At 67.7% G+C, this 14,038-nt stretch carries 14 protein-coding genes and 1 pseudogene; 9 read left to right on the top strand and 6 right to left on the bottom strand.

Annotated elements, in window-relative coordinates; translation table 11 throughout:
• Positions 1-6 precede the first annotated feature (6 nt).
• The 3 genes and pseudogenes from QN245_RS01210 to lepB all read left to right on the top strand — a co-directional run.
• A pseudogene (locus tag QN245_RS01210) lies at positions 7-672 on the top strand (transposase); the annotation flags it as partial.
• A gap of 182 nt (positions 673-854) precedes the next feature.
• On the top strand, positions 855-1,178 hold the full coding sequence (locus QN245_RS01215; protein WP_317845431.1) for a hypothetical protein: 324 nt from the start codon (positions 855-857) through the stop codon (positions 1,176-1,178).
• A gap of 419 nt (positions 1,179-1,597) precedes the next feature.
• A complete protein-coding gene (lepB, locus tag QN245_RS01220) occupies positions 1,598-2,227 on the top strand; it encodes a signal peptidase I (protein ID WP_317844335.1) in 630 nt (209 codons plus the stop codon).
• A gap of 176 nt (positions 2,228-2,403) precedes the next feature.
• On the opposite strand, the gene QN245_RS01225 is transcribed toward lepB, so the two are convergent.
• On the bottom strand, positions 2,404-3,333 hold the full coding sequence (locus tag QN245_RS01225) for an oxidoreductase (protein WP_317844336.1): 930 nt from the start codon (positions 3,331-3,333) through the stop codon (positions 2,404-2,406).
• Positions 3,330-4,382 (bottom strand): MBL fold metallo-hydrolase, encoded by a 1,053-nt coding sequence (locus QN245_RS01230; RefSeq protein ID WP_317844337.1) that lies wholly within the window; start codon positions 4,380-4,382, stop codon positions 3,330-3,332. Before QN245_RS01230 ends, QN245_RS01225 begins: the two co-directional genes overlap by 4 nt.
• 96 nt (positions 4,383-4,478) lie before the next feature.
• Between QN245_RS01230 and QN245_RS01235 the strand changes: the two genes are divergently transcribed.
• Together QN245_RS01235 and QN245_RS01240 are read left to right on the top strand one after the other, a co-directional pair.
• On the top strand, positions 4,479-5,111 hold the full coding sequence (locus QN245_RS01235) for a TetR/AcrR family transcriptional regulator (protein WP_317844338.1): 633 nt from the start codon (positions 4,479-4,481) through the stop codon (positions 5,109-5,111).
• 68 nt (positions 5,112-5,179) lie between these two features.
• Positions 5,180-5,890, top strand: a complete 711-nt coding sequence (locus QN245_RS01240; protein WP_317844339.1) for a DUF4365 domain-containing protein — start codon at positions 5,180-5,182, stop codon at positions 5,888-5,890.
• 175 nt (positions 5,891-6,065) lie between these two features.
• Here the strand turns inward: QN245_RS01240 and QN245_RS01245 are convergent, their stop codons facing one another.
• Positions 6,066-6,416 carry a VOC family protein gene (locus QN245_RS01245; RefSeq protein ID WP_048490682.1) on the bottom strand — a complete coding sequence of 117 codons (351 nt, stop codon included), beginning with the start codon at positions 6,414-6,416 and terminating at the stop codon, positions 6,066-6,068.
• 167 nt (positions 6,417-6,583) lie between these two features.
• Here QN245_RS01245 and QN245_RS01250 point away from each other — a divergent pair, with 167 nt between their 5' ends.
• The gene (locus QN245_RS01250; protein ID WP_184449844.1) at positions 6,584-6,988 is read left to right on the top strand and encodes a PaaI family thioesterase; all 405 of its coding nucleotides are present in this window, start codon (positions 6,584-6,586) and stop codon (positions 6,986-6,988) included.
• Between the two features lie 93 nt (positions 6,989-7,081).
• Here the strand turns inward: QN245_RS01250 and QN245_RS01255 are convergent, their stop codons facing one another.
• The 3 genes from QN245_RS01255 to QN245_RS01265 all read right to left on the bottom strand — a co-directional run bounded on the left by QN245_RS01255 (position 7,082) and on the right by QN245_RS01265 (position 9,575).
• The gene (locus QN245_RS01255; protein WP_317844340.1) at positions 7,082-7,384 is read right to left on the bottom strand and encodes a TfoX/Sxy family protein; all 303 of its coding nucleotides are present in this window, start codon (positions 7,382-7,384) and stop codon (positions 7,082-7,084) included.
• Positions 7,385-7,812: 428 nt separating this feature from the next.
• Positions 7,813-8,574 (bottom strand): helix-turn-helix domain-containing protein, encoded by a 762-nt coding sequence (locus tag QN245_RS01260; RefSeq protein ID WP_317845281.1) that lies wholly within the window; start codon positions 8,572-8,574, stop codon positions 7,813-7,815.
• Positions 8,575-8,606: 32 nt separating this feature from the next.
• Positions 8,607-9,575, bottom strand: a complete 969-nt coding sequence (locus QN245_RS01265; protein WP_184449850.1) for a LysR family transcriptional regulator — start codon at positions 9,573-9,575, stop codon at positions 8,607-8,609.
• A gap of 108 nt (positions 9,576-9,683) precedes the next feature.
• Here QN245_RS01265 and aceB point away from each other — a divergent pair, with 108 nt between their 5' ends.
• From aceB to QN245_RS01280, 3 genes are all read left to right on the top strand, one after another.
• On the top strand, positions 9,684-11,327 hold the full coding sequence (gene aceB / locus QN245_RS01270) for a malate synthase A (RefSeq protein WP_184648135.1): 1,644 nt from the start codon (positions 9,684-9,686) through the stop codon (positions 11,325-11,327).
• A gap of 117 nt (positions 11,328-11,444) precedes the next feature.
• A complete protein-coding gene (gene aceA, locus QN245_RS01275) occupies positions 11,445-12,740 on the top strand; it encodes an isocitrate lyase (RefSeq protein WP_317844341.1) in 1,296 nt (431 codons plus the stop codon).
• Positions 12,741-12,977: 237 nt separating this feature from the next.
• Entirely contained in the window at positions 12,978-14,021 is a 1,044-nt protein-coding gene (locus QN245_RS01280) for a GGDEF domain-containing protein (protein ID WP_160964592.1), read from the top strand.
• Positions 14,022-14,038: the final 17 nt, after the last annotated feature.

Below are 14,038 nucleotides of genomic sequence, written 5' to 3' on the forward strand. Positions count from 1 at the left end.
GGTTCCATGCGCACATCCAAATTCACCGAGTCTCATATCGTTGCCACACTCAAGCAGGGTTGACGCCGGGTTACCGGTCAAAGACATCCGCCAGGTCGGCAGCAGCACGGCGATGTATTACCAGTGGAAGAGCAAGTACGGCGGCTTGGAGGCTTCCGAGCTGCGGCGGTTCAAGAGTTCGAGGCCGAGAACGCCAATCTTAAACGGATGTACGCCGAGCTGGCCCTGGACAAAATTGCGATGAAGGGTTTGATCGCAAAAAACTCTGGGGCCGGCGCGCAAGCAAGAGGCCGTGCGGTACATGGTGCAGGTGCACGGGTGGCCGTTGCGTCGGTCCTGTGTTTGTGTCGGACTGTCCAGAGCGACGTGGAACGCGCCGCCGTTGGGCTGGACGGGGCGTGATGCCGAATTGATCGCGGCAATCGCCGGCTTCGTCGAGGCCCACCCCAGCCACGGCTTCTGGATGTGTAGCGATCAGCTGCGAAAGACACATGTGGACTGGAACCCCAAGCGGATCTATCGCGTGTACAAAGCCATGAAACTCAACCTGCGTCGCTCCGCCAAGCGGCGCTTGCCCAAGCGAGGACGCGTTGCGCTCTACATCCCGCATTGCCGGACAGGTTCTCGTCGTGGACTTCATGAGCGATGCCCTGGCCTATGGTCGGCGCGGCAAGGCGCTCCAGCAGGCGATCTGGTTCGACGGCTTGCCAGGGGGCGTGCTGGTGAGCACGACGCTGGACTACGTGCAGCCCGACCAAGTGGGGACGCCACCATGGATTGTCGCCAAGAAAAAGGACGGCTTGCTATGAGGCGGCAAATACCAGTTATCGTCAATGTATGGGGTATGAGTGATGATGGCCAATCGTGGTGAACTGATCGCAGAAAGAGCTCTTCTGTTTTCTGAAGCCTCTGGCTCAGATTTGAACGAGTTAAAGGTGCAAATTTTTTCTCCAACTTTCGCCGATTTGACAGGTCTAAATGCAAAATTGGATCAAGGTGCTGCTATTTGCGTCGTAAGGTTTTTGGGGATCGCTGAGCCGGATGTGGAGATACATGGCATAGATGGCGTTCATGCGTTGAGTCAGGCCGCTGACGTGGACTCGCTACTGAAGGTGGTTGCCAAGAAGAATGGTTATCAGCTCTTCTGGACTTCTGGCGAGCCCTATTTCGAAGACTGATTAGCTCGCGAAACGGCTTAATATATTGGATGTAAATGTATAAAGCCGACGGAAGGCCTCGCATTCGAGGCCTTTTCTTTGGCTCAATTGAGGTTGCTGCCTTCGAGAAACCGGCCATGGAGTATCGCTACAGCGACCGCGACTAGCAGGTGCGCCGCTTACTCGGCACCACCAACACTTGCACTGCCTGCGATGAAGCCGGCCATTCGTTCGAGCATTTCTGAGCTGCCTACACGGCAGTGAACTCAAAAGCTTGCGTCACCTCGATCATCTCTGCTTTCTGAGCTGCCTGTTTCTCGGCGCACGGCGCTCACCGAAGGCGCTATCGCCATGCCTTTCGTCACTGGTCCGCCGAGCCGCCAAGCGCGCACTGTCGCACTGGCACATCCCGTGCCGCCTTCGTTCACCAGAGGTGCCCCATGACCCCCACCGATCCGCATGCCACCCGCCTGCAGCGCGCCGCGCGCTGGACCCGCAAGGAACTGTTGCCGATGGTGGTGATGCTGTTGCTGCTCACCGCCGCACGGTCGTCCTTTGCCAATCACTACGTGGTGCCCTCCGGCTCGATGCAGCCGACCCTGCAGCCTGGCGATCGTGTTGCCGTGGACATGAGCGCTTACGGTCTGCGCGTGCCGTTCACCGAGTACCGCGTGTTCGAGCGCGGCCGGCCGCAGCGCGGCGACGTGGCAGTGTTCGATTCCCCGCGCGATAGCACGCGCCTGATCAAGCGCGTGGTGGCGGTGGCGGGCGATCGTGTGGACGTGCGCGATGGCCATCTCTCCATCAATGGCCAGCCGCTGCAGGTGGGCGCCGCGGGCGATGCGGAGCGATTCGGCGCACGCATCGCGCGGCTCGACCTGGACGCGGGCGGCGGTCCGGACCTGCACGACGTGCGCGTGCCGCCCGGCAAGCTGCTGGTCATGGGTGACCATCGCGGCGACAGTTTCGACGGCCGCTACTTCGGCTTCGTCGATGCGGACAAGGTCTATGGCAAGGCGCTGGCGGTGTTCTACCGTCGCGGTGAGGGCTTTGAGTGGGCGCGGCTGTAGGGCATCGCTCGCAACGACGGGACGTGATCCGTAGGAGCGGCTTCAGCCGCGACGGGCTTTACCGGTAAGGCCTGTCGCGGCTGAAGCCGCTCCTACAAGGGGGCAACCTGGTTCTGCTGGGACATGGCGAGTGCAGGCCTTCAGTCGGCGAGCAGGAGCTGCTGCCGGTGGTGCGCTCAGAACGTCACGCCCGCCAGCGTGCACGCCACCTCCCACAGCCGCGCGGCCACCTGCGGATCGCGTGCCTGCCGGGCGATCCTGGCTGGTGCCGGGTCGCCTTTCAGTTCGAACAGGCCGTCTGGTCCGTAGTACGCGCCGCCCCGTACCTGCGGCGAGGTCGCGGCGTAGAGCGTGGGGAGTGCCCCGGCCGCGGCGGAATGGCTGATCAACGGCGCCAGCCACCTGGTCGCAGTGCCCACTACGCTGCGGCGTCCGTTTGCGTCCGGGCCATTGGCGACCAGCGCGGTCTGCGCGATGCCGGGATGCGCGGAGACCGCGCACAGGCCCCAACCCCGCGCGTCACTGCGCCGCTGTAGTTCCAGCGCAAACATCAGCATCGCCAGCTTGGATTGCCCGTAGGCCTTCCACGGCCGGTACGGGCGTTCGCTCTGCAGGTCGTCGAAGTCGATGCGGCCGTGGCGGTGCGCCAGGCTCGACAGGTTCACCACGCGTGCGGCCGGCGCAGCGCGCAGCAGTGGTAGCAGCCGCGCGGTCAGCGCGAAATGGCCGATGTAGTTGCTGCCGAACTGCAGCTCCAGGCCGTCGGCCGTGGTCTGCCGCTGCTGCGGCGCCATCACGCCGGCGTTGTTGATGAGCAGATCCAACCGCGGGTAACGCATCGCGATGCGCTCGGCGAAGGCGGCCACCGAGACCAGCTGCGCCAGGTCCAGCGCTTCCACGCGTACGTCGGCCGCCGGATGCGCAGCCAGGATCGCCTGCCGCGCGGTCTCGCCCTTGGCCGGGTTGCGGGCGGCCAGCACTACGCTGGCGCCCGCGCCGGCCAGCGCCAGCGCAGTTTCGTAGCCCAATCCGCCGGGGCTGGCGCCGGTCACGATCGCGAGCTTGTCGCGCTGCGACGGCAGGTCGGCCAGGGTCCAGCGGCTCACGGCGCCACCGCCTGCGCCAGCGCACGCCACCAACGCTCTCCAGTGGCCGGCTGCTTCAGGTCGACGCGCTCGCCCATCCGCGGCGTGGCCAGCGCCACGCCGGCGGCGTCGGCCAATGCCGCGAGGCGTTCGAAGGGTTCGTGCCAGGCGTGCATGGCCAGGTCGAAGGTGCCGTTATGGATCGGCAGCAGCGTGCGTCCGCGGATGTCCCGATGCGCCTGCAGGGTCTGTTCCGGCTGCATGTGCACGTGCGGCCACTCCACGTCGTAGGCGCCGTTTTCGATCAGCGCCACATCGAAGGGACCCAGTCGCTCGCCGATCGCCTTGAAGCCATCGGAGTAGCCGCCGTCGCCGCTGAAGAACAGCTTCAGTTCCTGCGTCTCGATCGCCCACGAGCACCACAGCCGGCGCCCGCGGTCGAACATCCCGCGCCCGGAAAAGTGTTGCGCCGGGGTGGCGGTCAGCGTCACGCCGTCCACCGTGGTCGACTGCCACCAATCCAGTTGCCGCACCTTGTCCGCAGCCACGCCCCAGCGCATCAGCAGGTCGCCCACGCCCAGCGGGGTCACGAACGTCCCGACGCGCTCGGCCAGGCGGCGGATGCTGGCGCGGTCCAGGTGGTCGTAGTGATCATGCGAGAGGATCACCCCGGCGATCGGCGGCAACGCGTCCAGCGCGATCGGCGGTGCGTGGAAGCGCCGTGGGCCGGCGAACGGAAACGGCGAGGCGCGTTCGGAAAACACCGGGTCGGTCAGCCAGAAGCGTTCGCGCAGCTTGAGCAGCACGGTGGAGTGACCGAGCCGGTACAGACTGCGGTCGGGCGCCGCCAGCAGTTGCGCGGCGGTCAGCGGCAGCACCGGCAGCGGCTGCGCGGGCACCGCCTCGGGCGACTTGCGGGTCAGCAGATGCCACATGATCCGCAGGGTCCCGGCCAGACCGGGCATGCCGCTGGTGCCCGGGGTGGCGTTGCGGAAGCGGCCATGGCGGTACTGCGGCGAGCCCAGATGCGAGGGCGGGACACGGGACAGCGGGGGAGCGGACGCAGACATTGCAGCAATCCTTGAAAGGTGATCCGGCAAGATAATTACACTACACAGTGTAGTTTCCTTTTCGTGAAAGTAAACCGTCCGGTGTAACATCCGTCCATGGCTTCTCCTTCCACGCCCACCCCGGCACGGCTGACCGAACGCAAGCGCCAGGCGATCCTGGAGGCGGCGATCGCCGAGTTCCGTGGCCATGGCTTCGAGGCCACCAGCATGGACCGCATCGCGGCCAGTGCCGGCGTGTCCAAGCGCACCGTCTACAACCATTTCCCCAGCAAGGAAGCGCTGTTCGACGAGATCCTGGTGCAGCTATGGCAGCGCAGCCTGGACACGGTCGGCGTGCCCTACAACCCGCAGCAGCCGCTGCGCGCGCAACTGCTGCAGTTGCTGCAGCAGAAGCTGCAGATGTTCGACGATCCCGCCTTCGTCGGCCTGTCGCGGATGGCGATCGCCGAAGGCATGCGTGCGCCCGAGCGTGCGCGCGAGTTGACCGCGCGCCTGGGCAGCAAGGAGGAGGGCACCCTGGTCTGGTTGCGCGCGGCCCTGGCCGATGGCCGGCTCAAGCCGTTGCAGCCCGAGTTCGCCGCGCAGCAACTGCATGCGCTGATCAAGGGCTTCGCCTTCTGGCCGCAGCTGACCATGGGCCAGCCGCCGCTCAGTCCCGCGCAACAGGCCGAGGTCGCCGCGTCGGCGACCGACATGTTCCTCGGGCATTACGCGCGGGATCCGGGTTAGCGAGAGTGCGTGGGTGTGCCCGCGCAGCACGGTTCTCTACATTCCGAGCGTGCATAAGGAGCGATGCAATGAGATACACGGAACAGCAGATCATCGGAGACCTCGGCGAACTCGCGGTCGCGCGCGCCTTCATCCGGTACTTCCGCTGGCCGTGCCGGCGCCAGACCGTCGATCTGGGCGTGGATGCCGAAGTCGAGATCACCGACGACGATTTGAACGCCACTGGCAAGATCATCAAAGTCCAGGTCAAGGCCAGCATGAGCCCATTCGTGGATGGGAAGAACACGGTCTATCTCGAGACGCGCCATGTCGATTATTGGAAGGACTTTTCCGTGCCGGTGCTGCTGTGCGCGGTGAGCGTGGCGACCGACGAGGTGCTTTGGAAAGTGATCGCCTCCGATCGCGACTATGCGACGGGCCAGGGCGGCGCCAAGGTCGAATTCGATCGGGTCGCCGACGCCTTGTCGCCGGCGTCTCGCCACGCCATCGAGCGGATCGCGGTCGAAGGCGGCGACATGATCATGCAGATCCTGGGGATCGCCGAGGCAGCGATTGTCCCGATGCTCGGTAAGACCGGGACGCCCGCGATCTCGCTGGAGGACAGTGCGCAGGTCGAACGGCATGCATTGAACGGGCGCTTGCTGAGCATGGCCCATGCGCTTGTGCAACTCACCAGCAATTCCCGCCCTGCTGCCACCACTCGCCTGGCATGGTTGCAAGGTGCCTGGAACGCGATCGATCAGGCGCTGGATAGGGAAAACAAAGCTGATCTCTACTGAGCAATGGCGCCGAATGACGCACTGTCTCGTATCGATGGGGGGCGGCACCTGCTACCGGCCAAACGTGGCCGCGCGGCTGCCTGCCGAGCCGACGCGCCGCGAACAGGCGCGTGCGGCATGACGTTCCTGGTCTGCCGGTTCGCGGCGTGGCAAGGAATGTGGGGATGAACCGGCATCAGCCCTCGCACCACACCGCCAACTCGTAGCCGTCGCGGTCGGCGAAGTGGAAGCGGCGTCCGCCCGGGAACGCGAACACAGGGCGCACGATGCGGCCGCCGGCCGCTTCGATGCGGGCCTGCGTGGCTGTGAGATCGGTGGAGTACAGCACCACCAGGGCACCGCCAGGCTGCGCGGTGCCGTGGAAGAAACCGCCGCTCAGGCGGCCGTCGCGGAACTCGCAGTAGTCCGGGCCGTAGTCCTGGAAGGTCCAGTCGAAGGCCTGGCCGTAGAAGGCCTTGGCCGCATCGATCGAGGCGACGGCGAATTCCAGGTAGTCGATGCGGTGATGCTGTTCGGCGCGGGACATGGGCGGCTCCTGTGGACGAGGCGCCAGTATCGGGCAGCGCGCGGCGGCTGGCTTGGCGAAAACGGCCACAGCGCACGTCCGGTGTCGGCTGCGAGCGGCATGTGCGGGCGAGCGCGATCCCGGCGATGACGGAGGCGCGGCGGCGCCGCGAACGAGGGAGCGATGGCATGGACATCCAGGTACTGGCGCGGCGGATCTTCGACGCACAAGCCTTCAGCCGGCTGCTCGGCGCGCGGCTGGACGCGATCGGCGAGGGACAGGTCGAGATCGTCCTCGACATGCGCGACGAACTGCGCCAGCAACACGGCTTCGCGCATGGCGGCGTGCTGAGCTACCTCGCCGACAATGCGCTCACGTTCGCCGGCGGGCTGGCGCTGGGCGGCGATGCGCTGACCGTCGAGTTCAAGATCAACTACCTGCGTCCGGCACGCGGCAGCCAGCTCATCGCCCGCGCGCAGACGCTCGGGCAGGGCAAGCGCCAGGCGGTGTGCCGCTGCGACATCGTCTCGGTCGAGGAGGGCGGCGAACGTCTGTGTGCCGTGGCGCAGGGCACCATCGTCGCCGCACCCTGAGCCGTGTGCCGATGCCGACCGTCTCGGGCGCCTGCGTCGATGCCGGGCTGCGCGAGCGCCGGTCGCGATCCGTGCGGACGCACCGGGCCGGAGTCATTTCGGCGGCAGCGTCTGCACGAACGCGATGGCCTCGCGCAGCAGGCGCGCGGCGAGCGCGTCGTCGGCGAAGGTCTCCGACGCGACCCGGACCCAGCCGGCCATCGCCCGGCCGCGCGACAGCATCGGCACGATTCCCGGTATCGCCAACGCCCACGCGTCGTGACCCTTGCCGAGCCGCACCAGCACGCCGTCGTCGCGCGCGCCGCACAGCAGATGGCCGTGCAGCAGCCAGGCCCAGCCACCGAACATCGGCTTCTCGGTCAGATCGCGCTGCGCACCGAGCGTGTCGCGCAGCATGTGTTCCAAGCCTGCATCTCTGGCCATGTGTCACCCAGGTCTTCGCACTTGGCGGCACGGTAGCAAACTGCGCAAGACGACAGCCTGCGCTCGGTGCAGCGCGGCGCCGGCGCCGGCATGCAGGCAAGCGGTTTTCGCCGTAATCCGAGCGAATGCAGGTGCGCGCGTAGGCGCGGTTCCTGGCCACTTTTTCGTGATCAGCCGCGATGGGTGTTATCGGGAATGCCTGTCGCGGCTGAAGCCGCTCCCACGGGTGCGGCACCAGCCTTGTCGGAGGACCGCACTGTGGGAGGGACTTCAGTCCCGACGACGGAGGGTGTCAGTCGGCGTTCGGCTTCGCTTGTCGCGGCTGCATGACAGGTGACTCCTACAGGGGGCCACAGCGCGCGTTTGTCGCGATCGGCGGCGCATTGCCGTTGCAGGCCCTGTCAGCGCGCGTGCCGTTGCACCAACTCGCGTGGGCTGAGCCCGGTCAGTTGCCGGCTGTCGCGCACCAGGTGCGGTGCGTCGCCGTAGCCGGCCTCGAGTGCCGCCGCAGTCAGGCTGGGATGCCGGTGGGCCAGGCCCAGGAAGCGTTGCAGGCGCAGGATGCGCTCGAGGGTCTTGGCGCCGTAGCCGAAGGCGTCGTGGCTGCGCCGCCGCAGCGTGCGTTCGCTGACGCCCACCATGCGGGTCAGCGCGGCCAGGCGCGGTGGCGTGTCGCCGGCGAGTTGTGCGAACAACCAGGCCATCTCGCGGTCGGCCTGCAGCGGGCGGCTGGCGCACAGTGCGTGAAGGGCCGCCAGCGGGTCGGCGGCCTCTTCCAGGCGCGCCTGCCAGTGACGGCCGCGTCTGCCCCACAGCGCGTCCAGCGGTATGCGCTGGTCGGCGATGGCATGCAGCGACAGGCCGAGCAGGCTGGGCCCGGCGCCCGCAGCCAGCCGCACCGCCGTCAGCACGCTGCCCGGCGCCACTGTGGCGTCGGTGGCGCAGTGGTCCGGCCCGGCCACGAACAGCGCGCGACCGTCCCAGATCAGATCGACGCAGCCGTCGGGCAGCACCTGCGTCGCGTCGGTGTCGGCCTCGCCCTGACGGAAGCGCCAACTGCAGCGCAGGCGGTCGCGCAACGCCGGTGGTGCGTCGCATTCGGCTAGCGGGAGGGCAGGGACATGGGCGGTCGGTGTGCAGCGAGCGTGCCGCCACCGTAGCAGAGGCAATGGCGCCGCTGTCTCGCGCGGTGTGGCTACCGCTCCGACGGCCCGCTCTCGTCGTAGCCGCGCGGGGTGAACAGGTCCGGCTGGATCAGTTCGATGAAGGCACGTGCCTGCGGCGACAGGTACTTGCCCTTGCGCACCACCACGCCGTAGCTGCGCGCCGGGAAGTAATCGCCCAGGGCGCGGGTGGCCAAGCGCGCATGGTCGGCGTCGGTGAGGCAGATCGAACTGACGATGGACACGCCCATGCCCATCGCCACGTACTGCTTGATCACCTCCCAGCCCCCGACCTCCAACGCCACGGTGTAGGGCACCCGTGCCTGTTGGAACACCAGGTCGACCAGGCGGTAGGTGACCTGGCGCCGCGGCGGCAGGATCAGCGGGTACGGCGACAGATCCTCCAGGGTCAGCTTGGGCTTGCGGGCCAATGCGTGGTCGCGCGGGGCGATCAGCAATTGCTCGAAGCGGTACACCGGGGCGTAGCTGAGGTCGGCTGGCACGTCGAGCATGGAGCCGACCGCCAGGTCCACCGCGTCCTCGCGCAGCAGGTCGGTGCCGTCGGCGCTGATCGCGTTGTGCAGGGTCAGCCGCACCTGCGGGTGGCGGGCACGGAAGGCCTCCACGATCTTGGGCAGCAGATAGAGGATGGTGGAACTGTTGGCGGCGACGTTGAGCTCGCCGGCGTCCAGCCCGCGCGCCTTCTCGCGGAAGTCCGCCTCCAGCCGGTCCAGGCTCTCCACCAGCGGCTGCGCCATCTCGTACAGCAACTGGCCCTCGCGACTGGGCACCAGGCGGCGACCACTGCGCTCGAACAGCACCACGCCTAGCTCCCGTTCCAGCGCCTGCAACTGCAGGGTCACCGCCGGCTGGCTGACGAACAAGGCCTCCGCAGCCCGCGATACCGCCCCCAGCCGCACCGTCTGGCAGAACGCGCGCAGCGGTTTCAACCGGTCGGATTTGTAAGGAAATCGAGGGGTTGCAGTGCTGCCCGTGGCCATGACGTGATAGATATAAGTATTGCTTATATAAAGCATTGACAAAACTGCTTTGTCAAATACATGCGCTGGAAGCACGGTGGAGCCCCGGAAACATCGAGGAATCCCCACATGTCCGCCCCCGCTTTCGCCGCCGCTCCCGACCCGTCCACGCGTTCCACGCCGGGCATTGCCCTGACCACGTCGCTGGCCGGCCAGGACGCCTTGCTGCCACCGCCGCTGCTGGCCCTGCTGGTGTCGCTGCACCGGGCGATCGAGCCGGAGCGGCAGGCGCGACTGGCGGCGCGGCGCGAGCGCCAGGCGTTCTTCGACGCCGGCGGCCTGCCGGACTTCCGTGACGACACCCGCGCCATCCGCGACGGCGACTGGCAGGTGGCGCCGCTGCCGGAGGCGCTGCAGGACCGCCGGGTCGAGATCACCGGCCCGACCGATCCGAAGATGGTCATCAACGCGCTGAACTCCGGCGCCAAGGTGTACATGGCCGACTTCGAGGACTCGACCGCGCCGACCTGGCGCAACCTGGTCGCCGGCCAGCGCGCGCTGGCCGAGGCGGTGGCCGGTACCCTGACCTTCACCGCGCCGGCCGCGCGCGACGGCAGCCCGGGCAAGCGCTATGCGCTGCGCCCCTACGAGGAACAGGCGGTGCTGATCGTGCGCCCGCGCGGCTGGCACCTGGACGAGAAGCACGTGCTGGTCGACGGCCAGCCGCTGGCCGGCGGCCTGTTCGACGCGGCGCTGTTCGCCTTCCACAACGGCCGCGCGCTGCAGGCCAAGGACCGCGGCCCGTACCTGTACCTGCCCAAGCTGCAGTCGATGGAGGAAGCGGCGCTGTGGGAGACCGCGCTGGCCCACGTCGAGGACATGCTCGGCCTGCCGCAGGGCCAGATCAAGGTCACCGTGCTGATCGAGACGCTGCCGGCGGTGTTCGAGATGGACGAGATCCTGCACGCGCTGCGCGGCCGCATCGTCGGCCTGAACTGCGGCCGCTGGGACTACATCTTTTCCTACCTGAAGACCTTCCGCCGGCATCCGGACCGGGTGCTGCCCGAGCGCGGCCAGGTGACCATGACCCAGCCGTTCCTGAAGGCGTATTCGGAACTGCTGATCCGCACCTGCCACCGCCGCGGCGCGCATGCGATGGGCGGCATGGCCGCGCAGATCCCGATCAGCCACGACGAGGCGGCCAACGAGCAGGCGATGGCGCGGGTGCGCGCGGACAAGCTGCGCGAAGTCACCGCCGGCCACGACGGCACCTGGGTGGCGCACCCGGCGCTGATCCCGATCGCCCGGTCGGTGTTCGACGAGCACATGCGCACGCCGAACCAGCACGCGGTGCGCCGCGAGGACGTGCAGGCCGACCGCGACACGCTGATCGCCCCGTCCGCCGGCACCATCACTCGCGCCGGCTTCGAGGGCAACATCGAAGTGTGCGTGCGCTACCTGGCGGCGTGGCTGGACGGCAACGGCTGTGTGCCGATCCACCACCTGATGGAGGACGCCGCCACCGCCGAGATCAGCCGCAGCCAGCTGTGGCAGTGGCTGCATGTGGGCGGCCTGCACCTGGACGACGGCACCGCCATCGACTTCGCCCTGTTCGACGCCTGCCTGCGGCAGTTGCCGGCGCGGCTGGGCGAGCGCGCGCTGCTGCCGGGCGGCGCGCGGGTGGACGAGGCGATCGCCTTGCTCGACCGCCTGACCCGCGACGAAGAGCTTGCCGATTTTCTGACCTTGCCGGCCTATCAGTTGATTGATTGAACGCGGGGATTGGGGAGTCGGGATTGGGGATTCGCAAGGGCGGATGCCCGTCCTCCCCGAAGCCGACCGCGACACCCCACCGTTTCATCGCTGCATCCATTTCGAGGAGAACGCCAGATGAGCACCACGCTGCAGACCGCCGAACAGATCCAGCGCGACTGGGACACCGATCCACGCTGGGCCGGGATCACCCGCAACTACACCGCCGCCGACGTGGTGCGCCTGCGCGGCACGGTGCACGTGGAGCATTCGCTGGCCCGGCTCGGCGCCGAGAAGCTGTGGAAGTACCTGCACGAGAAGGACTTCGTCAACGCGCTGGGCGCGCTGACCGGCAACCAGGCGATGCAGCAGGTCAAGGCCGGGCTCAACGCCATCTACCTGTCCGGCTGGCAGGTCGCCGCCGACGCCAACCTGGCCGGGCAGATGTATCCCGACCAGTCGCTGTACCCGGCCGACTCGGTGCCGGCGGTGGTCAAGCGCATCAACAACACCCTGCTGCGCGCCGACCAGTTGCACCATGCCGAAGGCAAGGACGAGATCGACTTCCTGCAGCCGATCGTGGCCGACGCCGAGGCCGGCTTCGGCGGCGTGCTCAACGCCTTCGAGCTGATGAAGGCGATGATCGAGGCCGGCGCGGCCGGCGTGCACTTCGAGGACCAGCTGGCCTCGGTGAAGAAGTGCGGGCACATGGGCGGCAAGGTGCTGGTGCCGACCCGCGAGGCGATCGAGAAGTTGAACGCCGCGCGCCTGGCCGCCGACGTCATGGGCGTGCCGACCCTGCTGGTGGCGCGCACCGATGCCGAGGCCGCCGACCTGGTGACCAGCGACATCGATCCCAACGATCGTCCGTTCACCACCGGCGAGCGCACCGTCGAAGGCTTCTTCCGCACCAGCAAGGGCCTGGACCAGGCGATCAGCCGCGGCCTGGCCTATGCGCCCTACGCCGACCTGATCTGGTGCGAGACCGGCAAGCCGGACCTGGAGTTCGCGCGCAAGTTCGCCGAGGCCATCCACGCCAAGTTCCCCGGCAAGCTGCTGGCCTACAACTGCTCGCCCAGCTTCAACTGGAAGAAGAACCTGGACGACGCCACCATCGCCAAGTTCCAGCGCGAGATCGCCAGTTACGGCTACAAGTTCCAGTTCATCACCCTGGCCGGCTTCCATGCGCTGAATTACTCGATGTTCAACCTGGCGCACGGCTATGCGCGCCGGCAGATGAGCGCCTTCGTCGAGCTGCAGGAGGCCGAGTTCGCCGCCGCCGACCGCGGCTTCACCGCGGTCAAGCACCAGCGCGAGGTCGGCACCGGCTACTTCGACGCGGTGACCCAGGCGATCCAGCAGGGCCAGTCCTCGACCACCGCGTTGACCGGGTCGACCGAGGAAGAGCAGTTCCACGGCGAGAAAGCGGCCTGACCTGCAGCCAGACGCTCACGACTCGCCCCTCCCTGGCAGGAGGTGGGAAGCCCGGGTTCGCCCGGGCTTTTTTTTTGCGGCGCGCTGGCGCCGGCGGCGGGAAGCTGTCTACCGGGTGCGACACCTGGCCGCGGCGTCTCTTTGGCGACGAGATTGGCTGTGAAACGTATCGTGAGCATCACGTGTAGGTGCTATGCTCCCCAGCCAGGGGCCAGCGACGTCACATGAGGGGGCCGGATGAGCTGCGACAGCGCCGCATCCACCGCACGCGGCACAATTTCCAACGCTGCGGTCGCTCCGAAGCCGAACGAGCTGGCGGTGCTGACGGCCGCGGAATTGCGCCTGTTTTCCGAGTTCGGTCGCGCCCGCACGGTGCGCGCCGGCGATGTGCTGTTCCGCCGCGGCGACGGCGGCAGCGCCATGTTCGTGATCACCAGCGGCGTGATCGATCTGGATTTCGGCGAGGACCTGGTGGTCAAGCACCTGGGCCATGGCGAGTTCTTCGGCGAGCTGGGTCTGTTGATCGGCAACCACATGCGCAGCGCCGACGCGCTCGCCGCCAGCGATGGCGCCCTGGTGGAGCTGGACCACGACGACTTCCAGCGCCTGGTCGACCGCGACCCGGGCGTGGTCGCCTACTTCCTGCGCCGTACCATCATGCGCGTGGTGATGAACGAGCAGACCCTGATCCGCCAGCTGCGCCGACGCAACCGCGACCTGGAAGCGGCGCTGGACAACCTCTACGCCACCACCCACCAGCTCACCCAGACCGAAGAACTGGTGCGCACCGACGAACTCACCGGCCTGCACAACCGCCGCGGGCTGATCCTGCGCCTGCAGGAGTGCCGCCGCGACGGCCGTTCGCCCGGTCCGGGTCTGCTGCTGATCGACTGCGACCGCTTCAAGCACATCAACGACGCCCACGGCCACCTGGTCGGCGACCGCGTGCTGCAGAACGTCGCCAACATCCTGCGCTCGGTGGCCGGGCCGGACGACATCGCCTGCCGCCTGGGCGGCGACGAGTTCTGCCTGCTGGTGGCCGCCGGCACGGTCGAGGATCTGCGCCGCATCGGCGAATTCGTGCTCGCCACCGTGCAGAACCTGCTGGGCGTGCCGCACCCGGCGCCGCACATCTGCCCGGTCAGCATCGGCATCAGCCGGGTCGACCCGCATTCGGACTGGAACGACTGGTACGCCAACGCCGATGCGGCGCTGTACGAAGCCAAGCGCCAGGGCGGCAATCGCCTGTACTGGCACGACCTCGCCTCCGCCAACTGCTGAGCCACCGCGCCCCCGCC

Origin of the sequence: Xanthomonas rydalmerensis (assembly GCF_033170385.1) — a bacterium.
Lineage (GTDB): Bacteria > Pseudomonadota > Gammaproteobacteria > Xanthomonadales > Xanthomonadaceae > Xanthomonas_A > Xanthomonas_A rydalmerensis.